The following is a 22,615-nucleotide window of genomic DNA, read 5'->3' as shown; positions in this document are numbered from 1 at the left end:
GGGCGACGGCCCACAGGCGTCGCCTCATGGGCTGTAAACAAAACGAACAGGCCGCCCGGAGGCGGCCATTTGGTGCCAGATCGGACCTTTTGGTTCCTAGCGAAGCTCCGACGTGCCCGCGCTGGTAATCACCACCGGCTTGCCGGCCTTGATGACGTGGGCCGACTGGGCGCTCTGGCTGTAATCGGCATTGGTGCGGGCTGCGATCCCGAAGCCGGCCACCGCAATGCCGGCCACCAGCGCCACCACCACGATCTTCAGGTGGGTCGCACGATCAGCAGAGTGAATTGAGTGGTTCATCTGAGCCTCCCGGCGGGCTTTGCCGCCGTCTATGGGGCCCCTTCTAAGGACCATCTGTTTCCGGATGGTTTCGCGGGTTCCGCAAAATGGTTTCATCTGGCCGCCCGGCTGGTTTCGCCGGGCGGTGGCGTCGAAGCGGGTGCCTCAGCCGGCGGCCCGGCCGATATCGTTCCGGATCGAGTGGGCGGCCCAGACGAACAGCAGGGCGCCGAGCGCGGTCGTGGCCGCTGCCGAGAGCAGGGAATAGCGGACGGCGTCCGCACCGTAGCTGCCCTTCAGGGCGTCGTTGACGACGCCGACGGCGAGCGGGCCGACACCCTGGCCGAAGCAGGTGGCGGTCAGCGCGATCAGCGCCGAGGCCAGCGCCCGCATGCTTGGCTTGGCCACGGTCTGCGCGATCGCGAAGATCGGGCCGAGATGGAAACCGACCAGGAACGAGGTCAGCGCCAGCATCGCCACCATCATCGCAAAATCCTGCGTCAGCATGCAGAGCGCGAACACCGGGCCGGCGAGGCCTGAGGTGATCGCAGGCGCCCACAGCTTCCAGCGGTCGTCGCGGCGGCTGATTTGCGCCACCACGAAGCCGCCGAACAGAGTGCCCGCCATTCCGGCGAGGCCCTTGAAGGTGCCCGCATAGGTGCCGATTTCGGCGCTGGACAGATGGTGCACACGCGCCAGGAACGGCGGGATCCAGGCCGCGGTCGCATAGTTGGTGTAGGTGGTGAGGCAGAAGCCGACCAGGACGATGATGAAGCTCTGTTGCGAGGCCAGGAAGCGCAGCGTCGGTCCGAGCGGCTCGGGCACGAAATTCTCCTGCATGGCGCCGCGCTTCGGCTCGGAGATCGTCAGCCACAGGATGGCCGCGAGCAGGATGCCGGGCAGGCCGGCAACGTAGAAGGCCATCCGCCAGCCATAGTGCTGGTTGACATAGCCGCCGACGAAATAGCCGAGGAAGACGCCGAGATAGGTGCCGATGGCGTAGATGCCGAGCGCACGCGGGCGCTCGTTCTTGGCAAAGAGATCGGCGACGATTGACTGCGAGGCCGGAGAGCCCGCGGATTCGCCGATGCCGACGCCGATGCGGGCCAGCGCCAGCGAGGTCACGCTGGTGGCCGCGCCGCACAGCGCCGTCATCGCGCTCCAGAACGCGAGGGCGACCGCGACGATGTTGCGCCGGTTGAGCCGGTCGGCGACGCGCGCGATGGGAATGCCAAGCAGGGAATAGAACAGCGCGAAGCCGAAGCCTGCGAGCAGGCCCATCATGGTGTCGCTGAGGGCAAACTCCTTCTTGATCGGCTCGATCAGGACGTTGAAGATCGTGCGGTCGAGGAAGTTCAGCGCGTAGATGACGGTGAGCAGCCCAAGCACGTAGTAGCGCCGCGCCGAGGGCTTTGCCGCGGCGGCCGTTTGCACCGACATCTGTGACGTCACATCGACCATCGCTTCCCCCAATTTGTCTTTGCTGTCGTTGTCGGTCCAGCTCTTGTTGGAGCTGGTTGATTATCCTTCGCGGATGTAGTTCCCCGCCTCGAATTCGACTGGCGCGGCGCTCGCATCGAAGGAGACGCCGATCGGGTCGCGGCCTGCCTGCATCGCCTCCAATTGTTCGCTCAGCAAGCGCCGGATCATCAGGATGCCGCGGTCGCTCTGGCCGAAATGCTCCTCGGAGTGAACCGTCACCTCGCCCTGGCCGACCTGGGCCTCGTAGTCGCCGGGGAATTGCTGGTGCTCTTCCTCGGTCATGTCCCACCAGAATTTCCCGTTGAACTTCGAGCGCATGCGGCCGATGTCGCCGGAATTCTTGACACGGCCGGCGACGTAGATGCGGAAGGAGGTGTCGTCGATCGGCAGCGTCCAGCCGATCGACTCGACGCGCGCGAATTGCGCGACGCGCGGATTTGGCACGACGCGGAGGGTGGGGAGGGCAGCCTCGGTGACGCGATAGAATAGCTTGCCGTCATCCTGCTTGCGGATGGAGCGCACGACGATGCCGCGCGGCGTCTTGTCGAACTTCACCTCCGGCATCGAGGCCATCATGTCAGTGAATTGCGGACCCGAGAACGAGCCGTGCAGCACCGGCACGTGATAGGGATCGACCACGTTCTCGAAATGCTGGAGCCAGTTGCAGGGGATGATGGCGGGCCCGCCGCCGCCGATCGAGGAATCGTCGGCTTCGACGAACTCGCCATCATCCATGTTTTCGAGGCACTCATAGCGCGGCAGCACCGGGCGTTTCTCGGCCGGGCCCATATAGGCGAAGATCAGCCCGTAGCGCTCTTCGACCGGATACCAGGGCTGACGCACCCTGTCCTTGAACTGGCCGCCCTCGGGCTCGCAGGGTTGCTCCAGGCAATGGCCTTCGGTGTCGAACTTCCAGCCGTGATAGCAGCAGCGGATGCCGTCTTCCTCGACCTTGCCATAGTAGAGCGTGGTGCCGCGGTGGCAGCAGCGGGCGTGCAGGAGGCCGGCGCGGCCATGCTTGTCGCGAAACAGCACCAGATCCTCGCCCAGCGCGCGGACTTTCTTCGGCGTGTCGGTGGCGTCACCGACGAGCCCGACCGGATGCCAATAGCGGCGCAGCAGTTCGCCCATCGGCGTGCCGCGCACGACCGAGGTGAGCTCGGTGCGCGTATGCGACGGCTTCATGGCATAGGCCGTGCCGAGATCGCGATCCCGCTGGGTGATGGTCATGCTGATCCTCCCGCTGTCGGCCGTGCCGGCCGGGCCTTTTTGATGCCTTGGGAGCAGTGAAAGATAATTCGATGACATTGTCAACGATCTTCCGGGTGCATCTTAATCGCGTTTGAAGAGACCGCGGCGGCCCGGGCTTGGCAGGACCGGGCTTTCTTGGCAGAGGTGGACGATGAACCAGACACCGAGCAGGGACGGGTGGGCGACGCCGGAGCCGGCCGAGAGCGAGCCGGCGCCGATCACCGCGATGCTGTCCTCGCGGCTGATGGTGCTCGCCAATCTGCTCAAGCGCGGCGCCATCCTGCGCTACAAGAGGCTGACCGGATTATCCTCGGTCGAGTTCGGTCTCGTTGCCTCGCTCGGCCGGCGCCCGCCGATGAGCGTGGCGCGCCTCGCCGAGGCCGTCGGCCAGGACAAGGGGCAGATCAGCCGCGCGCTGGCCAATCTGGTGTCGCGCAAACTAATCGCGAAATCGGCAAATCCGAATGACAGCCGCGAGGTGCTGATCTCGCTCACCGCGTCGGGCCTCACCGCGCATGATGCCATCGTCGAAGGCGCGCAGGAGCGCAACCGCCGCCTCCTGGAAAATCTGAGCGCGGCCGAGTTCGACATGCTGCTGCGGCAGGTCGACCAGCTCACGGCGATCGCTGCCGAGATGCTCGAGGCCGAGAAGAACGCGCGCTGACGTTCCGATGGTCCGCGGGAATAATGGATCGCTTCTAAGAGCTCCTCTAAGAGGCTTTCAATTAGGGAATTCGCGCGCCCTCACATAAGCGTCACCGCAAGCGTATGCCGCCTCGAACACGGCGGCATGACGCATCAGGCATGCGGTTTGGGGTGGCGCGTTGAACAGTCTTGGAATGCTGCGGTCGGCCGTGTTGGCGACCGCATCGGCTTGGGTTTTGGTGCCGCAGGCATCGCTCGCACAATCGACGGCACAAAGCAGCGCGCAGAACCTGCCATCTGTGACTGTCACCGCGCCGGAAGCGCGCCGGCGCGTTCCCGCTTCCGCCGCGCACAGTGCGCCGCGGCGATCGGTGCAGACCGCGAACAGAAGCAAGCCGCAGCCGCAGCGCAATGCAGGCTTCGTCGAGAGGCCGCTCGGCCCGGTGCACGGCTACGTCGCCGGTCGCAGCTCGTCCGGCACCAAGACCAACACGCCGATCATGGAGACGCCGCAATCGGTGTCCGTCGTCGGCGCCGACCAGATCCGTGACCAGAAGCCGAACAAGCTCGACGAGGTCCTGCGCTACACCGCGGGCGTGCGGGCAGGGACCTTCGGCGCCGATACGCGCAACGATTGGTGGCTGATCCGCGGCTTCAAGTCCGACGATGTCGGGCTGTTCCTCGACGGCATGCAGCTCTTCTACACGTCCTATGCGAGCTGGAAGCTGCAGACTCCGAACATGGAGCGCGTCGAGGTGCTGCGCGGACCTTCGGCGGTGCTCTATGGCGGGTCGAGCCCGGGCGGCATCGTCAACGTCATCAGCAAGATGCCGCCGGCCGAGCCGATCCGCTACGTCGAGACCGGCGTCAACAATTTCGGCAACGCCTATGTCGGTTTCGATTTTGGCGGTCCGGTCGCGACGCAGCCCCAAGACGGCAAACATGACGGCAAACAGGATGGCAAGCTGTTCTATCGCGTCGTCGGTCAGGTCCAGAACGGCCCGACACAGGTCAACTTCACGCCCGACAACAACTACTTCATCGCACCGTCGCTGACCTGGAAGCCGGACGCCGACACCACCTTCACGGTGCTGGCGTCTGCCACCAAGCAGGACACGCGCGGCATCAACTTCCTGCCCTATGTCGGCACGGTCACCAATGCTTCGTTCGGCAAGATCCCGACCAGCTTCTTCCCCGGCGATCCCAATGTCGACAAGTTCACGCGCGAGCAGGAGATGCTCGGCTACCGGTTCGAGCGCCATCTCACCGACGATGTGACGTTCCGGCAGAATGCGCGCTTTGCCCACGTCGACATCACCTATCGTGGCTATGTCGGCAACGACTATGCCAATCAGGCAACCGCGACGCTCAATCGTTACAATTGGTATGCGAAGAACACGGCCAATCAGGCTGACCTCGACAATCAGCTGGAGTATCGCTTCGACACCGGCCCGGTGCGACACACGATGCTGTTCGGCGTCGACCTGAAGGGCTATCAGATCGACGACTACCAGCTGTTCGGAGGTGGGGTGCCCCCGATCAGCATCCTCAATCCCGTCTACGGATTGAGCGACATTCCGTTCGCGGGCGACCCCTTCCGGAACTTCCGGATCACGCAGAAGCAGGCCGGCACCTATCTTCAGGATCAGATGAAGCTCGGCAACTTCACGCTGGTGATGAGTGGACGCAACGATTGGGTCGAGACCACCCAGAACAAGCGCTTTACCGGTGCCACCGTCGCCAGCCGCGACGACAGCAGGTTCAGCGGCCGCGCAGGGCTGATCTACAATTTCGACAACGGCATCGCGCCCTATGTCTCCTATTCGACCAGCTACAATCCGATCATCGGCCTCGACGCGCAGAACCGGCTGTTCCTGCCGGAGACAGGCAAGCAGGCCGAGATCGGCGTGAAGGTCGCACCGAAGGGGTTCGACGGCTATTTCACCGCCTCGTTCTTCGATCTGAAGCGCCAGAACGTCGTGACGACCACGGTGACCGCGCCGGTCCTGCAGAACCAGACCGGCGAGGTGACCTCGCGCGGCATCGAGCTCGAAGCGGTGGCGAACGCCACGAAGGAGCTGAAGCTGATCGGCGCCTTCACCGCCTACCATCTGTTCAACAGCCGGGATCTCGATCCGACCCTGGTCGGCAAGACCCCGACCAACACGCCCGAGATCCTGGTGTCGGGCTGGGCCGACTACACCTTCAAGGACGGACCGCTCGAGGGCTTCGGCTTCGGCGGCGGCGTCCGCTATATCGGCTCGTCCTGGGCCGATACGGTCAACACCCTCGAGGTTCCCGCGGTGGTGCTCGGCGACCTCGCGCTCCACTACGAATGGCAGAACTGGCGCACGGCACTGAACGTGATCAACCTGACCGACAAGATCTACGTCGCCAGTTGTTCGGTCCCGACGTCCTGCTTCTACGGCGATCGCCGGCGTGTGACCGCTAGCGTCTCCTACACATGGTGATGGGGCAAGGAGAGGAGCTGCGCGGACTGCGCGCCAGCTTGATCCGGACGATGTGACTGAATCGATGAGCTCCGGGCTGTGCCCCCCGGCCCGAAGCTCCGGCGAGCGCGGCGCGTGCGACGGCCCAGCAAGTCGCCGCGGCTGCGCTCGCGGTCGATAGGGGCGGGGCCGCAACGGACGCATTCGCCAGACGGACCCCAGTCCCATCGGGATGCATGGCTCGTCTGGCCAGACAGGCGCTATGGCTGTCCTAATCTGCCGGTCGCGGCAATCGGGCCGCGTTCGGGTGCAATCACCAGCATGTCGCCCGCATGACAAAGGGCACCATCGCCCTCGTTGTAATTTGGATTTCGCGGTCCCGCGGCCTAGATTAAGTAAGCTTCCCCAACAGCGGAGCTGCCGGCCAAGCGCGCCGGACGGATTGGGATCGCCCTTGCTGGGGCGATCGATCTGCTCCATACCAGCCGCGGGGTGATTCCGGGATTTCCACCGTTCTGGGGGCGGCAAAGGGCCTGAAAAGAGCGTGTCTTGCGCCCATTGGTGCACTGCGCTAAGGCTCAGAATAATTCCAAATCGGGACGAATCCGCGGCTCCCCCGACGTCGCGGGAAAAAGGGCTCGCCAATGAGCGGCATTCTACAGAACTATCTTCCACTCGTCGTCTTTATAGGGGTAGCGGGCCTCATCGGCCTCGTGCTGCTGATCGCGCCGTTCATCGTGGCGTTCCAGCAGCCGGACCCGGAAAAGCTGTCGGCGTATGAGTGCGGTTTCAACGCCTTCGACGACGCGCGAATGAAGTTCGACGTCCGCTTCTATCTGGTCGCCATCCTCTTCATCATCTTCGACCTCGAGGTGGCGTTCCTGTTTCCCTGGGCGGTGGCATTCGGCAAGCTTGGTGCGACCGGCTTCTGGTCCATGGTGGTGTTCCTCGCCGTGCTGACGGTCGGGTTCGCCTATGAATGGAAGAAAGGGGCACTGGAATGGGATTGAATCCTGCACCGTCCGCCGGTCCGGTCGTTGCACCGGCGCCCAAGGGCATTCTGGATCCGTCGACCGGCAAGCCGGTCGGGGCCAATGACCCGTTTTTCCTCGAGGTCAACTCCGAGCTGTCCGACAAGGGCTTCTTCGTGGCTGCCACCGACGACCTCATCACCTGGGCCCGCACCGGCTCGCTGATGTGGATGACCTTCGGTCTTGCCTGCTGCGCGGTCGAGATGATGCAGGTGTCGATGCCGCGCTACGACGTCGAGCGCTTCGGCTTCGCCCCGCGCGCCTCGCCGCGCCAGTCCGACGTGATGATCGTCGCGGGCACGCTGACCAACAAGATGGCGCCTGCGCTGCGCAAGGTCTACGACCAGATGCCCGAGCCACGCTACGTCATCTCGATGGGCTCCTGCGCCAATGGAGGCGGCTACTATCATTATTCGTACTCGGTCGTGCGCGGCTGCGACCGCATCGTGCCGATCGACATCTACGTGCCGGGCTGCCCGCCCACGGCGGAAGCGCTGCTCTACGGCGTGCTGCTGCTGCAGAAGAAGATCCGCCGCACCGGCACCATCGAACGTTAAGGTTTTACGTCATGGACGACGCCAAGCTCGACGCACTGGGGCAGACGATCGTTAGCGCGCTTCCGGGCGCCGCCACCGGTCATACGGTGGCCTTCAACCAGCTCACGGTTGATGTCGAGGTCAGCAAGATCGTCGAGGTGGTCAAGTACCTCCGCGACGATCCGAACTGCCGTTTCGTCAACTTCACCGACATCACGGCGGCGGACTATCCGTCGCGCGAGAAGCGCTTCGACGTGATCTACCACTTCCTGTCACCGACCCTGAACACGCGCATCCGCCTCAAGGCCCAGGCCGACGAGACCACGCAGGTTCCGTCGCTGATCGACGTGTTCCCCGGTGCCGACTGGTTCGAGCGCGAGGCCTACGACCTCTACGGCGTGTTCTTCGTCGGCCATCCCGACATGCGCCGCATCCTCACCGATTACGGTTTCGAGGGCCATCCGCTGCGCAAGGATTTCCCGCTCACCGGCTTCGTCGAGGTCCGCTACGACGACCAGGAGAAGCGGGTGGTGTACGAGCCTGTCCGGCTCAACCAGGAATTCCGCAAGTTCGATTTCCTCTCGCCGTGGGAAGGGGCGGACTATCCGCTTCCCGGTGACGAGAAGGCGGGGCCGAAGGTCTGATCATGAACGAGCAACCGGAAAATCTCCGCAACTTCACCATCAACTTTGGTCCGCAGCATCCGGCGGCCCACGGTGTGTTGCGTCTTGTGCTCGAGCTGGACGGTGAAGTCGTCGCCCGCGTCGATCCCCATATCGGCCTGCTTCACCGCGGCACCGAGAAGCTGATCGAGCAGAAGACCTATCTCCAGGCGATCCCGTATTTCGACCGGCTCGACTACGTCGCGCCGATGAACCAGGAGCATGCCTTCTGCCTCGCCGCCGAAAAGCTGCTCGGCATCGAGGTGCCGCGCCGCGGTCAGCTCATCCGCGTGCTCTATTGCGAGATCGGCCGCATCCTCTCGCACCTGCTCAACGTCACCACGCAGGCGATGGACGTCGGCGCGCTGACCCCGCCGCTGTGGGGCTTCGAAGAGCGCGAGAAGCTGATGGTGTTCTACGAGCGCGCCTCGGGCAGCCGCATGCACGCGGCCTTCTTCCGCGTCGGCGGCGTGCATCAGGATCTGCCGCAGAAGCTGATCGACGACATCGAGGCCTGGTGCGATCCGTTCCTGAAGGTCGTGGACGATCTCGACCGGCTGCTGACCGCCAACCGCATCTTCAAGCAGCGCAACGTCGACATCGGCGTTGTGCCGCTGAAGGAAGCCTGGGAGTGGGGTTTCTCGGGCGTGATGGTGCGCGGCTCGGGCGCGGCCTGGGACCTGCGCAAGTCGCAGCCCTATGAATGCTATGCCGAGATGGATTTCGACATTCCGATCGGCAAGAACGGCGACTGCTACGACCGCTACCTGATCCGCATGGAAGAGATGCGCCAGGCCGTGCGCATCATGAAGCAGTGCATCCAGAAGCTGAACGCGCCGGAGGGCAAGGGGCCCGTCGTCGTCGCCGACAACAAGGTCGCGCCGCCGCGCCGTGGCGAGATGAAGCGCTCGATGGAAGCGCTGATCCACCACTTCAAGCTCTACACCGAAGGCGTCCACGTGCCGGCCGGCGAAGTCTATGCCGCGGTCGAAGCGCCCAAGGGCGAGTTCGGCGTCTACCTGATCTCTGACGGCACCAACAAGCCGTACAAGTGCAAGATCCGCGCGCCGGGCTTTGCGCATCTTCAGGCCATGGACCACATCTGCCGTGGCCATCTGCTCGCGGACGTCTCGGCCATCCTGGGTTCGCTCGACATCGTGTTCGGAGAGGTCGATCGGTGATGGCCCAGGCGCCGATACAGTTTGACCGTGCCTCGGGGGCCCTTGAAGGGGCCAACCTGTGGGAGCGGACGGCTGCCTTGGCGCTGGTGACGGGATCGAAGATCTCCTCCCACTTCTCGCACATGGGCTACATCGCCTGCGCCAATCTGCTGGCGAAGACGCTGCCCAAGCGCAACATCGCGATCAAGCTCAACCCCGACGCCGTGTTCGAGTTTCCCTACGGCGACGGCTATTGGAGCAAGCTGCTCAACCGCTCCTACAACTATGAGGACGAGCTCGAGCTGCTGTTCGCCGACTCCATCGACGTCGACTACACACTGCTCGATTGCGGCGCCAATTACGGCTACTGGTCGGTGCTGGTGTCGAGCAAGCCGTTCGGCTCGCACAAGGCGATCGCGATCGAGCCGTCGGGCCAGAACTATCCGAAGCTCGCCAACAATGCCCGCGTCAATGGCGACCGCTTCGAGACCATGAAATGCGCGATCGGCGCCGCGCGCGGCACCGCGCGCCTCTCCGGTACCAAGCACGAGGCTTTCAGCATCGCCGGCAATGCGTCTGACGGCGGCGAAGAGGTGCCGGTTCTCGCGCTGGACAATCTCATCGACGACGGCAAGGTCGCAGCGAGCGGCAAGTACCTGATCAAGCTCGACGTCGAGGGCGTCGAGATCGAGGCGATCAAGGGCGGCGCCCGGCTGCTCCAGGCCGACAGCGTCATCATGTGCGAGGAGCACGGCAGCGACCGTTCTCATGCGGTGTCGCGCTACATCCTCGAACAGACCCCGCTGAAGCTGATCGTGTTTGATCCGCGCAGCAACCGGATGGAGACCGTGACCGAGCTGTCGATCCTCGACCGCATCAAGGTCTCGACCCATGTCGGCTACAACGTTTTCGGCACCGCAAGCGCGTTCTGGCAGGACAGGATCGATGCCCTGAACGCCAAAACTTTGAACGCCAAGTCCGCGCGCCGCATGCAGTGAGAGATAAGAGATGTCCGTTCGCCGATTAGCACCGAAGGAAGTCCAGCCCGCGAACTTTGCGTTCACGGAGGAAAATCTCGCATTCGCCAGGCAGCAGATCGCGAAATATCCGGCCGGCCGTCAGGCTTCCGCGGTGATCGCGATCCTCTGGCGCGTCCAGGAACAGAACGAAGGCTGGGTGTCGGAAGCCGCCATCCGCGTGGTCGCCGACCTGCTCGACATGCCCTATATCCGCGTGCTCGAGGTTGCGACTTTCTACACGATGTTCCAGCTCGCTCCCGTCGGCAAGAAGGCCCACGTCCAGGTCTGCGGCACCACGCCGTGCCGCCTGCGCGGCGCCGAGGATCTCATCCACGTCTGCGAGCACCGCATTCATCACGAGCCATTCCATCTCTCCAAGGACGGCAATTTCAGTTGGGAAGAGGTCGAGTGCCTAGGGGCCTGCGTGAACGCGCCGATGGTGCTGATCGGCAAGGACACCTATGAGGACCTGACCAAGGAAAGCTTCGGCAAGGTGCTCGACGGCTTTGCTTCGGGCAACCCGCCCAAGCCTGGTCCGCAGAACGGCCGCCAGTTCTCGGCGCCGATCACCGGGCCGACCACGCTGAAGGAGATCACCTGATGCGGGATCTCTCGCAGCCTTTGGTGGAGGGGAGCGGCGCCGTGAAGAAGTGGAGCTTCATCGCGATGCATGCCGCGGTCGCGGCCGTTTTCATCTTCCTGCTGCAGCGTTTCAGCCTGAACGCGTCGCTGGAATCCAGCCTGCTCTGGGCGCTGACCTTCGCCGTCTGCGCCGCCGGACTTGCCTACAAGCAGTCCAATCGTTGATCGGAAAGCACTGATATGCTCGAGGACAAGGACCGCATCTTCAAGAACCTCTACGGCCTCCACGACTGGGGGCTCGAGGGTGCGCGGCGCCGCGGCGCCTGGGATGGTACGAAGAATATCATCGACAAGGGCCGCGACTGGATCATCAACGAGATGAAGGCGTCGGGGCTGCGCGGCCGCGGTGGCGCCGGCTTCCCGACCGGCCTGAAGTGGTCCTTCATGCCCAAGGAATCGACCGACGGCCGGCCGAGCTATCTCGTCGTCAACGCCGACGAATCCGAGCCCGGCACCTGCAAGGATCGCGAGATCATGCGGCACGATCCGCATCTGCTGATCGAGGGCTGCCTGATCGCGAGCTGCGCGATGAACGCGCACACCTGCTACATCTATGTCCGCGGCGAGTTCATCCGCGAGCGCGAGCATCTCCAGGCCGCGATCGACCAGGCCTATGACGCCAAGCTGGTCGGCAAGGACAACGTCAACGGCTGGCCGTTCGACATCTATGTCGCCCACGGCGCCGGCGCCTATATCTGCGGCGAAGAGACCGCGCTGCTTGAAAGCCTCGAAGGCAAGAAGGGTCAGCCGCGCCTGAAGCCGCCGTTCCCAGCGAATGTCGGCCTGTTCGGCTGCCCGACCACCGTCAACAACGTCGAGTCGATCGCGGTTGCGCCGGACATCCTGCGCCGGGGCGCCGCCTGGTTCGCCGGCATCGGCCGTCCGAACAATGTCGGCACCAAGCTGTTCTGCATCTCCGGCCATGTCGAGCGGCCCTGCAACGTCGAAGAGGCCATGGGCATTCCGTTCCGTGAGCTGATCGACAAGCATTGCGGCGGCATCCGCGGCGGCTGGGACAACCTCAAGGCCGTGATCCCCGGCGGCTCGTCGGTGCGCATGGTGCCGGCCGAGCAGATCATCGACACGCCGATGGATTTCGACAGCCTGAGCAAGCTGCGCTCCGGCCTCGGCACGGCGGCCGTGATCGTGATGGACAAGTCCACCGATTTGATCCGCGCCATCGCCCGCATCTCCTATTTCTACAAGCACGAGAGCTGCGGCCAGTGCACGCCGTGCCGCGAGGGCACGGGCTGGATGTGGCGCGTCCTGACCCGCATGGCCGAAGGCCGCGCCCACAAGCGCGAGATCGACATGCTGCTCGAAGTGACCAAGCAGGTCGAAGGCCACACCATCTGCGCGCTCGGCGATGCAGCCGCCTGGCCGATCCAGGGCCTGATCGCGCACTTCCGTCACGAGATCGAAGCGCGCATCGACCAATATTCGCACAAGGCCGATGTCGATGATATCGGCGTCCGCGATCCCGTGAACATGGTCGCGGCGGAGTAAGAGACATGACCAAGCTCATCATCGACGGCAAAGAGATCGATGTCCCCGCCGAGTACACGCTGCTTCAGGCGTGCGAGGCGGCCGGTGCCGAGATTCCGCGCTTCTGCTATCACGAGCGGCTGTCGATCGCCGGCAATTGCCGGATGTGCCTCGTCGAGGTGAAGGGCGGCCCGAAGCCGGTCGCCAGCTGCGCCTGGGGCGTTCGCGACTGCCGTCCGGGCCCGAAGGGCGAGCCGCCGGAAATCTCGACGCGTTCGCCGATGGTGAAGAAGGCGCGCGAAGGCGTGATGGAATTCCTTCTCATCAACCATCCCTTGGACTGCCCGATCTGCGACCAGGGCGGCGAGTGCGACCTGCAGGACCAGGCGATGGGCTATGGTGTCGACACCAGCCGCTTCGCTGAGAACAAGCGTGCCGTCGAGGACAAATATCTCGGCGCGCTGGTCAAGACCTCGATGAACCGCTGCATCCAGTGCACGCGCTGCGTCCGCTTCTCGGCGGAAGTCGCCGGCGCCCCCGAGATGGGCGCCACCGGCCGCGGCGAGGACATGGAGATCACGACCTATCTCCAGCATGCGCTGACGTCCGAGCTCCAGGGCAACCTCGTCGACATCTGCCCGGTCGGCGCGCTGACCTCAAAACCCTATGCGTTCGCGGCGCGTCCGTGGGAACTCGGCAAGACCCAGTCGATCGACGTCATGGACGGCGTGGGATCGGCGATCCGCGTCGACACCCGCGGCCGTGAGGTGATGCGCGTGCTGCCGCGCATCAACGAGGCCGTGAACGAGGAGTGGATCTCCGACAAGACCCGCCACGTCGTCGACGGCCTGCGCACCCAGCGCCTCGACCGGCCCTATATCCGCGAAGCCGGCAAGCTGCGCGCGGCGACCTGGCCAGAGGCCTTTGCAGCGATTGCGGCCAAGGCGGCGCGCACCGATGGCAAGCGCATCGGCGCGATCGCCGGCGACCTCGCCGGCGTCGAGGAGATGTTCGCGCTGAAGGACCTGCTTTCCAAGTACGGCTCGAGCAATCTGGCGGTGCAGGGCGGCGACGCCTTCGACCCCGCGCTCGGCCGCGGCTCCTACATCTTCAACCCGACGCTTGCAGGCGTCGAGCAGGCCGATGCGCTGCTCATCATCGGCGCCAATCCGCGGAAAGAGGCGGCGGTGTTCAACGCCCGCATCCGCAAGCGCTGGCGCGCCGGCGGCTTCAAGGTCGGCGTGATCGGCGCCAAGGCCGATCTGACCTATGATTATGACCATCTCGGCGCGGGCACGGAGACGCTCGGTGAGCTCTCGGCCGGCAAGCACTCCTTCACGGACGTGCTGAAGAACGCCAAGAATCCGATCATCCTGGTCGGTGCGGGCGCGGCCGCTCGTCACGACGGCGCCGCCATCCTCGCCGGCGCCGCCAAGCTCGCGCTCGACGTCGGCGCGGTCAAGGACGGCTGGAACGGCTTCGGCGTGCTGCACGAGACCGCCTCGCGCGTCGGCGCGCTCGACATCGGCTTCGCCGCAACCGCGGGCGGCCTGAATGCGGCGCAGATGACGACGTTCGGAACGCTGGACCTGTTGTTCCTGCTCGGCGCCGACGAGATCAAGGCGCCGGACGGTACCTTCGTCGTCTATATCGGCACCCATGGCGATCGCGGCGCACATCGCGCCGACGTGATCCTGCCGGCGGCGACCTATACCGAGAAGTCCGCGATCTACGTCAACACCGAAGGTCGCGTGCAGATGACCGGCCGCGCCGCGTTCCCGCCGGGCGAAGCCCGCGAGGACTGGGCGATCATCCGCGCGCTGTCCGAAGCGCTCGGCAAGAAGCTCGGCTATGACTCGCTTCCCGCCCTGCGCCAGATGATCTTCAAGGCCGTGCCGCATCTGATCCGTCTCGACCAGATCGAGGCCGGCTCCGCCGACCAGATCAAGAAGCTGGCGGGGAAGGGCGGCTCGCTCGAGAAGGCGCCGTTCAAGCCTCTGGTCGAGGACTTCTATTTGACCAACCCAATCGCGCGTGCGTCCGCCGTGATGGCGGAATGCTCGCGGCTTGCCTCCGGGCAGATGCTGACCGCAGCGGAGTGAGCGTGATCTGATGGAATTCTTCGAAAGCGCATTCTGGACAGGTTTCCTCTGGCCGCTGATCATCATGGTCGCCGAGAGCGTCCTGGTGCTCGTCGTCCTGCTCGTGGCGATCGCCTACATCCTGCTCGCCGACCGCAAGATCTGGGCGGCGGTGCAGATCCGCCGCGGCCCGAACGTGGTCGGCCCCTGGGGCCTGCTGCAATCCTTCGCGGACCTCCTCAAGTTCGTGCTGAAGGAGCCGATCATCCCGGCCGGCGCCAACAAAGGCGTCTTCCTGCTGGCGCCGCTGGTGTCGTGCGTGCTCGCGCTCGCGGCCTGGGCGGTGATCCCGACCAATCTCGGCTGGGTGATCTCCGACATCAATGTCGGCGTCCTCTTCATCTTCGCGATCTCGTCGCTGTCGATCTACGGCATCATCATGGCCGGCTGGTCGTCGAACTCGAAATACCCGTTCCTGGCCGCGCTGCGTTCGGCGGCGCAGATGGTGTCCTATGAAGTCTCGATCGGCTTCGTCATCATCACGGTGCTGCTCTGCGCCGGCACGTTGAACCTGTCGGCCGTGGTCGAGGCCCAGCATGCGCGCGGCCTCGCCAGCCTGATCGGGCTGCCGCAACTCACCATCCTGAACTGGTACGTCTGGCCGCTGTTCCCGATGTTCGTGGTGTTCTACGTCTCGGCGCTGGCGGAAACCAACCGTCCGCCGTTCGACCTCGTCGAAGCGGAATCCGAGCTCGTCGCCGGCTTCATGGTCGAATACGGCTCGACGCCGTATCTGCTGTTCATGCTCGGCGAGTACGTCGCGATCGTCACGATGTGCGCGCTGGCCACGATCCTGTTCCTCGGAGGCTGGTTGCCGCCGGTGGACCTGCCGCCCTTCAACTGGGTGCCGGGGATCATCTGGTTCTCGCTGAAACTGTTCTTCATGTTCTTCCTGTTCGCGATGGCAAAGGCGATCGTGCCGCGCTACCGCTACGACCAACTGATGCGCCTCGGCTGGAAGGTGTTCCTGCCGCTGTCGCTGGCGATGGTGATCGTGGTGGCCGGCGTGCTGCATTTCGCCGGCATCGCGCCGAAGTGAGGGCCGTCATGGGTATCAACATCAACGCCACTGCACGCTCGCTCCTGCTGTCGGAATTCGTCTCGGCGTTCTTCCTCGCCATGCGCTATTTCTTCCAGCCGAAGCCGACGCTGAACTATCCGTTCGAGAAGGGCCCGATCTCGCCGCGTTTCCGCGGCGAGCACGCGCTGCGCCGCTATCCGAACGGCGAAGAGCGCTGCATCGCCTGCAAGCTCTGCGAAGCGGTCTGCCCGGCGCAGGCCATCACCATCGAGGCCGGTCCGCGCCGCAACGACGGCACCCGCCGCACCGTGCGCTATGACATCGACATGGTGAAGTGCATCTATTGCGGCCTCTGTCAGGAGGCCTGTCCGGTCGACGCCATCGTCGAAGGTCCGAACTTCGAGTTCGCGACCGAGACCCGCGAGGAACTGTTCTATGACAAGGCCAAGCTGCTCGCCAACGGCGATCGCTGGGAACGCGAGATCGCGAAAGCGATCGAGCTCGACGCGCCGTACCGGTGAGGTGAGGGCATGATCCTTCCCGCGCTGTTCTTCTATCTGTTCGCCGGCATCTGCGTTGCCTCGGCCGTGATGGTGATTGTCTCGCGCAATCCCGTGCACTCCGTGCTGTACCTGATCCTGGCCTTCGTCAACGCCTCCGGCCTGTTCGTGCTGATGGGCGCCGAGTTCCTCGGCATGATGCTGATCGTCGTCTATGTCGGCGCGGTCGCGGTGCTGTTCCTGTTCGTGATCATGATGCTCGACGTCGACTTCCTCGAGCTGCGCGAGGGCTTCATCGAGTACCTGCCGGTCGGCCTGGTGATCGGCGGCATCTTCCTGTTCGAGCTGCTGCTCACCGTCGGCTTCTGGGTCATCAACCCCGGCGTCGCCAAGACGAGCACGGCGGCGATCCCGGCCAACGTCAGCAACACCGAGGCGCTCGGCCTCGTGCTCTATACGAAGTACATCCACTACTTCCAGCTGGCGGGCATGGTGCTTTTGGTCGCCATGATCGGCGCCATCGTGCTGACGCTGCGCCACAAGGCGAACGTGAAGCGGCAGGACATCAACGTTCAGAACGCGCGCACGCCCGAGATGGCGATGGCGATGCGCAAGGTGGCGCCGGGGCAGGGGCTCTCGGATGCCGATGCGGCGGAGTGGGTGAAATGACGATCGGGCTCGGACATTATCTGGCGGTCGGCGCGATCCTGTTCACGCTCGGGATCCTCGGCATCTTCCTGAACCGCAAGAACATCATCGTCATCCTGATGTCGATCGAGCTGATCCTGCTCTCGGTAAACATCAACCTCGTCGCGTTCTCGACCTTCCTCGGCGACATCGTCGGCCAGGTCTTCGCGCTGCTGGTGCTGACCGTCGCGGCCGCTGAAGCCGCGATCGGTCTCGCCATCCTGGTGGTCTATTTCCGCAACCGCGGCTCGATCGCGGTTGAGGACGTCAATCTGATGAAGGGCTGAGCTCTCAAATGGTTCAGGCAATCGTTTTCCTGCCCCTGCTGGGCGCCATTCTGGCCGGGCTCATCTCGCTGGTCGGCGCGCATGCCCGCAACCCCTCGGGCGACGAGGTCGAGCATCACGGCGATCACGGCCATGGCGCGCACGCCCATGCGTCCAATACGATCAACGAGGACGCTGCGGTCATCCACGAGACCCACCACGAGCCCGGCGACGGCCATGACGACCACGGCCACGGCCCCGCGGAGCCGGCCGCGGCTGGCTCGCGCGCTGCGGAGCTGATCACCACGGGTCTGCTGTTCGTCGCGGCGGCGCTGTCCTGGATGACGCTGGTCGATGTCGGCTTCATGCACCACGAGGCCCGTGTCCAGCTGCTGCCTTTCATCTTCTCCGGCGACCTCCAGGTCTGGTGGACCCTGCGCGTCGACACGCTGACCGCGGTGATGCTGGTGGTGGTGACGACCGTGTCCTCGCTCGTGCACCTTTATTCCATCGGCTACATGGACGAGGATCCGTACCGGCCGCGCTTCTTCGGCTATCTCTCGCTGTTCACCTTCGCCATGCTGATGCTGGTGACCGCTGATAACCTCGTGCAGCTGTTCTTCGGCTGGGAGGGCGTGGGTCTCGCCAGCTATCTGTTGATCGGCTTCTGGTACCAGAAGCCGTCGGCGAACGCCGCCGCCATCAAGGCCTTCGTGGTCAACCGCGTCGGCGATTTCGGCTTTGCGCTCGGCATCTTCGCGATCTTCATGCTGGCGGGCTCGACCGATTTCGAGACCATCTTCCATGCCGCCCCTGGCCTCACCGGCAAGACCATCAACTTCCTCGGCTGGCACGCCGACGCACTGACCCTGACCTGCCTCTTGCTGTTCATGGGTGCGATGGGCAAATCGGCGCAGTTCCTGCTGCACACCTGGTTGCCGGACGCGATGGAAGGCCCGACCCCGGTCTCGGCGCTGATCCACGCAGCGACCATGGTCACCGCCGGCGTCTTCATGGTGGCGCGCCTGTCGCCGCTGTTCGAGCTCGCCCCGACCGCCCAAGCCGTGGTGATGTTCTTCGGTGCGACCACGGCGTTCTTCGCCGCCACGATCGGCCTCGTCCAGAACGACATCAAGCGCATCGTCGCCTACTCGACCTGTTCGCAGCTCGGCTACATGTTCGTGGCGATGGGAGCGGGGGCCTATTCGGTCGGCATGTTCCATTTGTTCACGCACGCCTTTTTCAAGGCGCTGCTGTTCTTAGGGAGCGGCTCGGTGATCTACGCGATGCACCACGAGCAGGACATCCGCAACATGGGCGGCCTCTGGAAGAAGATCCCCTACACCTATGCGGTGATGGTGGTCGGCACGCTGGCGCTGACCGGTTTCCCGCTCACCGCCGGCTACTTCTCCAAGGACGCGATCATCGAGTCCGCCTACGCCTCGCACAATCCGTTCGCGGTATACGGCTTCCTGATGACGGTCATCGCCGCCGGCCTGACCTCGTTCTACTCCTGGCGCCTGATCTTCAAGACCTTCCACGGCGAGCCCCATGACGAGCATCATTACGAGGCCGCGCATGAAGCCCCGCTCTGGATCCTGGTCCCGATCGGCGTGCTCGCGGTCGGCTCGTTCGTCGCGGGTCTGCCGTTCAAGGAGCTGTTCGCCGGCCACGGCGTCGAGGAGTTCTTCCGCGAGTCCGTGAAGATGAACCCGCACATCATCGAGGAGATGCACCACATCCCCGAGACCATCGCCTTCCTGCCGACGGTGATGATGGTGCTGGGCTTCCTCGTCTCGTACCTGTTCTACATCCGCCGGCCCTACATCCCCGTTCGGCTCGCTCAGGAGCAGCCGATGCTGTACCAGTTCCTGCTCAACAAATGGTACTTCGACGAGCTCTACGACGTCATCTTCGTCCGCCCGGCGAAGTGGATCGGCTACCAGCTCTGGAAGAAGGGCGACGGCTTCATCATCGACGGCTTCGGCCCCGACGGCGTCTCCGCCCGCGTGCTGGACGTCACCCGCAACGTCGTGAAGATCCAGACCGGCTATCTCTATCACTATGCATTCGCCATGCTGATCGGTGCCGCCGGCCTGATCACCTGGTTCATGTTCGGCTTTGGAGGCCAGTAAATGACAACCTGGCCCATTCTTTCGGTCACGACGTTCCTGCCGGTGGTCGGCGCGCTGATCGTCTATCTCAGCCGCGGCGATGACGAGGCGGCCAAGCGCAATTCGCGCTGGATCGCGCTGTGGACCACGCTGATCACCTTCGCGGTGTCGGTGATCCTGGTGATGCGCTTCGACCCCAACAGCGCCGACTTCCAGTTCGTCGAGAAGGCGAACTGGCTCGCCACCGGCATCACCTACCACATGGGCGTGGACGGCATCTCGCTGCCGCTCGTGATCCTGACCACCGCCGTGATGCCGTTCTGCATCATCGCGAGCTGGAAGGCGATCACCAGCCGCGTCCGCGAATACATGATGGCGTTCCTGATCCTGGAAACGCTGATGATCGGCACCTTCTCGGCGCTCGATCTCGTGCTGTTCTACCTGTTCTTCGAGGGCGGCCTGATCCCGATGTTCCTCATCATCGGCGTCTGGGGTGGTCCGCGCCGGGTCTACGCGTCGTTCAAGTTCTTCCTCTACACGCTGCTGGGCTCGGTCTTGATGCTGCTCGCCATCATGGCGCTGTACTGGAACGGCGGCACCACCGACATCCCGACCCTGATGCACACCGCCGTGCCGCGGAATTTGCAGACCTGGGCTTGGCTTGCCTTCTTCGCCTCCTTCGCGGTGAAGATGCCGATGTGGCCGGTGCACACCTGGCTGCCCGACGCGCACGTCGAGGCTCCGACCGCCGGCTCCGTGGTCCTTGCCGCGATCCTCCTGAAGATGGGCGGCTACGGCTTCCTGCGCTTCTCGCTGCCGATGTTCCCGCTGGCCTCGCATGACTTCGCGCCGCTGATCTTCACGCTCTCTGCCATTGCCATCATCTACACCTCGCTGGTGGCCCTGATGCAGGAGGACATGAAGAAGCTGATCGCGTACTCGTCCGTGGCGCATATGGGCTTCGTCACCATGGGCATCTTCGCCGGCACCATGCAGGGCGTCGCCGGCGGCATGTTCCAGATGATCTCGCACGGCATCGTCTCCGGCGCGCTGTTCCTCTGCGTCGGCATCGTCTACGACCGCCTGCACACCCGCGAGATCGCGGCCTATGGCGGCCTCGTCAACCGGATGCCGCTTTACGCGATGACCTTCATGGTCTTCACCATGGCCAATGTCGGTCTGCCCGGAACGAGCGGCTTCGTCGGCGAGTTCATGACGCTGCTGGGCACCTTCAAGGTCTCGATCCCGACCGCGTTCTTCGCCACCTTCGGCGTGATCCTGTCGGCGGCCTATGCGCTGTGGCTCTATCGCAAGGTCGTGTTCGGGGCGCTGGTCAAGCCGTCGCTGATGAGCATGAAGGACCTCACCTTGCGCGAATGCGTGACGCTGTTCCCGATGATCGCGCTGACGATCCTGTTTGGCGTCTATCCGAAGCCGGTGCTCGACATGTCGGCGGCCTCGGTCCAGCAACTCGTCAACAATTACAACACCGCTGTGACGGCCGTGAAGGCCGCCGCACTGCTCCAGTGATCGGGCAGGTCAGGATATCGCCATGAGCTTTTCGACTGCAGGTTATCAACTGGCGCCGGTGCTGCCCGAGCTCGTGCTCGCGGTCGGCGCCATGGTGCTTCTGATGCTCGGGGCCTATCGCGGGCAGGAGACGACCAGGGCGGTGACGTCGCTGGCGGTCCTGCTCCTGATCGTGGTCGGCGTGCTCGAATATCTCCAGCCGGCGGGCAAGACCGTAACCTTCGGCGGCAGCTTCATCGTCGACGACTTCGCCCGCTTCATGAAGATCCTGGCCCTGATCGGTTCGGCGGTGACGCTGATCCTGTCGACCGAGTTCCTCTCCGACCCGTCGCGCCGCATTTTCGAATACGCGATCCTGGTCCTGCTCTCGACGCTCGGCATGATGGTGCTGATCTCGGCCGGCGACCTGATCTCGCTCTATCTCGGCCTCGAATTGATGTCGCTGGCGCTCTACGTCGTGGCGGCCTCGAACCGCGACAACGCCAAGTCGACCGAAGCCGGCCTGAAGTATTTTGTCCTGGGCGCGCTGTCCTCGGGCATGCTGCTCTACGGCTCCTCGCTCGTTTACGGCTTCACCGGCACGGTCAGCTTCGCCGGTATCGCCGCGGCCGTGACGGCCTCGAATATCGGCCTCGTGTTCGGCCTCGTCTTCCTGCTCGCCGGCCTCTGCTTCAAGGTCTCGGCCGTGCCGTTCCACATGTGGACGCCGGACGTGTACGAGGGCGCACCGACCCCGGTCACCGCCTTCTTCGCCTCGGCGCCGAAGGTGGCCGCGCTCGCGGTCTTCACCCGCGTCACGCTGACCGCATTCCCCGGCATCGTCTCGCAGTGGCAGCAGATTCTGGTGTTCGTGGCGATCGCCTCGATGGCGCTCGGCTCCTTCGCCGCGATCGGCCAGAGCAACATCAAGCGCCTGATGGCGTACTCCTCGATCGGCCACATGGGCTTCGCGCTCGTCGGCCTTGCCTCCGGGACGGTCGAGGGCGCGCAGGGCGTCTTGATGTACATCGTGATCTATGTCGCGATGACGCTCGGCTCGTTCTCGATCATCCTCGCCATGAAGCGCAACGGCCAGGCCGTGGAGCAGATCAGCGATTTCGCCGGCCTGTCGCGCACCAATCCGCTGCTCGCCTTCATGTTTGCGATGCTGCTGTTCTCGCTCGCCGGCATCCCGCCGCTCGCCGGCTTCTTCGCGAAGTGGTACGTCTTCGTCGCGGCCATCAAGGCGAACCTGTTCACGCTGGCCGTGATCGGCGTGCTCTCCAGCGTCGTCGGCGCCTACTACTATCTCGCCATCGTCAAGACGATGTATTTCGACGAGCCGGCCGGCCAGGTCGATCCGGTGCGCGTCGAGGTGAAGACGGTGCTGGCGGTTGCGGGCCTGTTCAACATCCTGTTCGCGCTGTTCGCAGGTCCCGTGGTGAGCGTTGCCTCCGCCGCGGCAAAGTCGCTGTTCTAGGATGGGGTTCGCGCTCGGTCCTCGCGCACAGGCCGCGGGCTACAAGCTCGCGGCTTTCGAACGGACCGGCTCGACCAATACCGACGCCATCGAGCACGCGCGGGCCGGCGAACGCGGCCCGATGTGGTTCGTCACGTCGGAACAGACCGCCGGCCGCGGCCGGCGCCAGCGCCCCTGGATCGCCCCAAAGGGCAATCTCGCCGCCAGCGTTCTCGAAGTCCTGGACATCGCGCCTGCGGTTGCCGCCACCATCGG

Annotated in this window: 23 protein-coding genes; 19 read left to right on the top strand and 4 right to left on the bottom strand. The window is 64.4% G+C overall.

Going from position 1 to position 22,615, the window contains the following annotated elements:
• Nucleotides 1-96: 96 nt before the first annotated feature.
• The 3 genes from A5906_RS19135 to A5906_RS19125 form a co-directional block, all read right to left on the bottom strand.
• Nucleotides 97-300 (bottom strand): hypothetical protein, encoded by a 204-nt coding sequence (locus A5906_RS19135; RefSeq protein ID WP_080137291.1) that lies wholly within the window; start codon nt 298-300, stop codon nt 97-99.
• Between the two features lie 144 nt (nt 301-444).
• Complete coding sequence (locus A5906_RS19130; protein ID WP_080136933.1) at nt 445-1,740, bottom strand: spinster family MFS transporter; 1,296 nt, start codon at nt 1,738-1,740, stop codon at nt 445-447.
• A gap of 60 nt (nt 1,741-1,800) precedes the next feature.
• Complete coding sequence (locus A5906_RS19125) at nt 1,801-2,991, bottom strand: aromatic ring-hydroxylating dioxygenase subunit alpha (RefSeq protein ID WP_080136932.1); 1,191 nt, start codon at nt 2,989-2,991, stop codon at nt 1,801-1,803.
• Nucleotides 2,992-3,163: 172 nt separating this feature from the next.
• On the opposite strand from A5906_RS19125, the gene A5906_RS19120 reads away from it, so the two are divergent.
• The gene (locus tag A5906_RS19120; protein ID WP_080136931.1) at nt 3,164-3,676 is read left to right on the top strand and encodes a MarR family winged helix-turn-helix transcriptional regulator; all 513 of its coding nucleotides are present in this window, start codon (nt 3,164-3,166) and stop codon (nt 3,674-3,676) included.
• Nucleotides 3,677-3,733: 57 nt separating this feature from the next.
• Here the strand turns inward: A5906_RS19120 and A5906_RS44695 are convergent, their stop codons facing one another.
• Complete coding sequence (locus tag A5906_RS44695) at nt 3,734-4,051, bottom strand: hypothetical protein (RefSeq protein WP_245326793.1); 318 nt, start codon at nt 4,049-4,051, stop codon at nt 3,734-3,736.
• Between A5906_RS44695 and A5906_RS19115 the strand changes: the two genes are divergently transcribed.
• The 18 genes from A5906_RS19115 to A5906_RS44690 form a co-directional block, all read left to right on the top strand.
• Complete coding sequence (locus A5906_RS19115; protein WP_245326792.1) at nt 4,029-6,128, top strand: TonB-dependent siderophore receptor; 2,100 nt, start codon at nt 4,029-4,031, stop codon at nt 6,126-6,128. The two genes, A5906_RS44695 and A5906_RS19115, sit on opposite strands and share 23 nt — an antisense overlap.
• Before the next feature lie 623 nt (nt 6,129-6,751).
• The gene (locus A5906_RS19110) at nt 6,752-7,117 is read left to right on the top strand and encodes an NADH-quinone oxidoreductase subunit A (RefSeq protein WP_008136158.1); all 366 of its coding nucleotides are present in this window, start codon (nt 6,752-6,754) and stop codon (nt 7,115-7,117) included.
• Nucleotides 7,114-7,695 (top strand): NuoB/complex I 20 kDa subunit family protein, encoded by a 582-nt coding sequence (locus tag A5906_RS19105; protein WP_371740171.1) that lies wholly within the window; start codon nt 7,114-7,116, stop codon nt 7,693-7,695. The genes A5906_RS19110 and A5906_RS19105 overlap by 4 nt, the downstream gene beginning before the upstream one ends.
• 11 nt (nt 7,696-7,706) lie before the next feature.
• Complete coding sequence (locus A5906_RS19100; protein WP_080136929.1) at nt 7,707-8,318, top strand: NADH-quinone oxidoreductase subunit C; 612 nt, start codon at nt 7,707-7,709, stop codon at nt 8,316-8,318.
• Between the two features lie 2 nt (nt 8,319-8,320).
• Nucleotides 8,321-9,517, top strand: coding sequence for an NADH-quinone oxidoreductase subunit D (locus A5906_RS19095; protein ID WP_080136928.1), 1,197 nt, complete (start codon nt 8,321-8,323; stop codon nt 9,515-9,517).
• A complete protein-coding gene (locus A5906_RS19090; RefSeq protein ID WP_080136927.1) occupies nt 9,517-10,494 on the top strand; it encodes an FkbM family methyltransferase in 978 nt (325 codons plus the stop codon). Before A5906_RS19095 ends, A5906_RS19090 begins: the two co-directional genes overlap by 1 nt.
• Before the next feature lie 10 nt (nt 10,495-10,504).
• Nucleotides 10,505-11,116 (top strand): NADH-quinone oxidoreductase subunit NuoE, encoded by a 612-nt coding sequence (nuoE, locus tag A5906_RS19085; RefSeq protein ID WP_080136926.1) that lies wholly within the window; start codon nt 10,505-10,507, stop codon nt 11,114-11,116.
• Complete coding sequence (locus tag A5906_RS19080; protein ID WP_080136925.1) at nt 11,116-11,322, top strand: hypothetical protein; 207 nt, start codon at nt 11,116-11,118, stop codon at nt 11,320-11,322. The genes nuoE and A5906_RS19080 overlap by 1 nt, the downstream gene beginning before the upstream one ends.
• Before the next feature lie 15 nt (nt 11,323-11,337).
• Nucleotides 11,338-12,663, top strand: a complete 1,326-nt coding sequence (gene nuoF, locus A5906_RS19075; protein WP_080136924.1) for an NADH-quinone oxidoreductase subunit NuoF — start codon at nt 11,338-11,340, stop codon at nt 12,661-12,663.
• Nucleotides 12,664-12,668: 5 nt separating this feature from the next.
• A complete protein-coding gene (gene nuoG, locus A5906_RS19070) occupies nt 12,669-14,744 on the top strand; it encodes an NADH-quinone oxidoreductase subunit NuoG (RefSeq protein ID WP_080136923.1) in 2,076 nt (691 codons plus the stop codon).
• Nucleotides 14,745-14,754: 10 nt separating this feature from the next.
• Nucleotides 14,755-15,822 (top strand): NADH-quinone oxidoreductase subunit NuoH, encoded by a 1,068-nt coding sequence (gene nuoH / locus A5906_RS19065; protein ID WP_130366410.1) that lies wholly within the window; start codon nt 14,755-14,757, stop codon nt 15,820-15,822.
• 14 nt (nt 15,823-15,836) lie between these two features.
• Complete coding sequence (gene nuoI / locus A5906_RS19060) at nt 15,837-16,325, top strand: NADH-quinone oxidoreductase subunit NuoI (RefSeq protein WP_026232873.1); 489 nt, start codon at nt 15,837-15,839, stop codon at nt 16,323-16,325.
• Nucleotides 16,326-16,334: 9 nt separating this feature from the next.
• On the top strand, nt 16,335-16,973 hold the full coding sequence (locus A5906_RS19055) for an NADH-quinone oxidoreductase subunit J (RefSeq protein WP_080136921.1): 639 nt from the start codon (nt 16,335-16,337) through the stop codon (nt 16,971-16,973).
• Nucleotides 16,970-17,278 carry an NADH-quinone oxidoreductase subunit NuoK gene (gene nuoK, locus A5906_RS19050; RefSeq protein ID WP_008547737.1) on the top strand — a complete coding sequence of 103 codons (309 nt, stop codon included), beginning with the start codon at nt 16,970-16,972 and terminating at the stop codon, nt 17,276-17,278. The genes A5906_RS19055 and nuoK overlap by 4 nt, the downstream gene beginning before the upstream one ends.
• An 8-nt stretch (nt 17,279-17,286) precedes the next feature.
• Nucleotides 17,287-19,392 carry an NADH-quinone oxidoreductase subunit L gene (gene nuoL / locus A5906_RS19045; RefSeq protein WP_080136920.1) on the top strand — a complete coding sequence of 702 codons (2,106 nt, stop codon included), beginning with the start codon at nt 17,287-17,289 and terminating at the stop codon, nt 19,390-19,392.
• Complete coding sequence (locus A5906_RS19040; RefSeq protein ID WP_080136919.1) at nt 19,393-20,901, top strand: NADH-quinone oxidoreductase subunit M; 1,509 nt, start codon at nt 19,393-19,395, stop codon at nt 20,899-20,901.
• 22 nt (nt 20,902-20,923) lie between these two features.
• Nucleotides 20,924-22,360 (top strand): NADH-quinone oxidoreductase subunit NuoN, encoded by a 1,437-nt coding sequence (nuoN, locus tag A5906_RS19035; protein WP_080136918.1) that lies wholly within the window; start codon nt 20,924-20,926, stop codon nt 22,358-22,360.
• A gap of 1 nt (nt 22,361) precedes the next feature.
• A partial coding sequence (locus A5906_RS44690; protein ID WP_488225980.1) for a lipoate--protein ligase family protein occupies nt 22,362-22,615 on the top strand: 254 nt, incomplete at its 3' end.

The sequence above is a fragment of the Bradyrhizobium sacchari genome (assembly GCF_002068095.1).
Lineage (GTDB): Bacteria > Pseudomonadota > Alphaproteobacteria > Rhizobiales > Xanthobacteraceae > Bradyrhizobium > Bradyrhizobium sacchari.
The sequence above is the reverse complement of the archived record's forward strand: the minus strand, read 5'-3'. Positions and strand labels throughout refer to the sequence as shown.

Coding starts and splice junctions, on each gene's coding strand:
- A5906_RS19135 (WP_080137291.1), bottom strand. CDS start 300: ATGAACCACTCAATTCACTCTGCTGATCGTGCGACCCACCTGAAGATC.
- A5906_RS19130 (WP_080136933.1), bottom strand. CDS start 1,740: ATGGTCGATGTGACGTCACAGATGTCGGTGCAAACGGCCGCCGCGGCA.
- A5906_RS19125 (WP_080136932.1), bottom strand. CDS start 2,991: ATGACCATCACCCAGCGGGATCGCGATCTCGGCACGGCCTATGCCATG.
- A5906_RS19120 (WP_080136931.1), top strand. CDS start 3,164: ATGAACCAGACACCGAGCAGGGACGGGTGGGCGACGCCGGAGCCGGCC.
- A5906_RS19110 (WP_008136158.1), top strand. CDS start 6,752: ATGAGCGGCATTCTACAGAACTATCTTCCACTCGTCGTCTTTATAGGG.
- A5906_RS19100 (WP_080136929.1), top strand. CDS start 7,707: ATGGACGACGCCAAGCTCGACGCACTGGGGCAGACGATCGTTAGCGCG.
- A5906_RS19095 (WP_080136928.1), top strand. CDS start 8,321: ATGAACGAGCAACCGGAAAATCTCCGCAACTTCACCATCAACTTTGGT.
- A5906_RS19090 (WP_080136927.1), top strand. CDS start 9,517: ATGGCCCAGGCGCCGATACAGTTTGACCGTGCCTCGGGGGCCCTTGAA.
- nuoE (WP_080136926.1), top strand. CDS start 10,505: ATGTCCGTTCGCCGATTAGCACCGAAGGAAGTCCAGCCCGCGAACTTT.
- A5906_RS19080 (WP_080136925.1), top strand. CDS start 11,116: ATGCGGGATCTCTCGCAGCCTTTGGTGGAGGGGAGCGGCGCCGTGAAG.
- nuoF (WP_080136924.1), top strand. CDS start 11,338: ATGCTCGAGGACAAGGACCGCATCTTCAAGAACCTCTACGGCCTCCAC.
- nuoG (WP_080136923.1), top strand. CDS start 12,669: ATGACCAAGCTCATCATCGACGGCAAAGAGATCGATGTCCCCGCCGAG.
- nuoH (WP_130366410.1), top strand. CDS start 14,755: ATGGAATTCTTCGAAAGCGCATTCTGGACAGGTTTCCTCTGGCCGCTG.
- A5906_RS19055 (WP_080136921.1), top strand. CDS start 16,335: ATGATCCTTCCCGCGCTGTTCTTCTATCTGTTCGCCGGCATCTGCGTT.
- nuoK (WP_008547737.1), top strand. CDS start 16,970: ATGACGATCGGGCTCGGACATTATCTGGCGGTCGGCGCGATCCTGTTC.
- nuoL (WP_080136920.1), top strand. CDS start 17,287: ATGGTTCAGGCAATCGTTTTCCTGCCCCTGCTGGGCGCCATTCTGGCC.
- A5906_RS19040 (WP_080136919.1), top strand. CDS start 19,393: ATGACAACCTGGCCCATTCTTTCGGTCACGACGTTCCTGCCGGTGGTC.
- nuoN (WP_080136918.1), top strand. CDS start 20,924: ATGAGCTTTTCGACTGCAGGTTATCAACTGGCGCCGGTGCTGCCCGAG.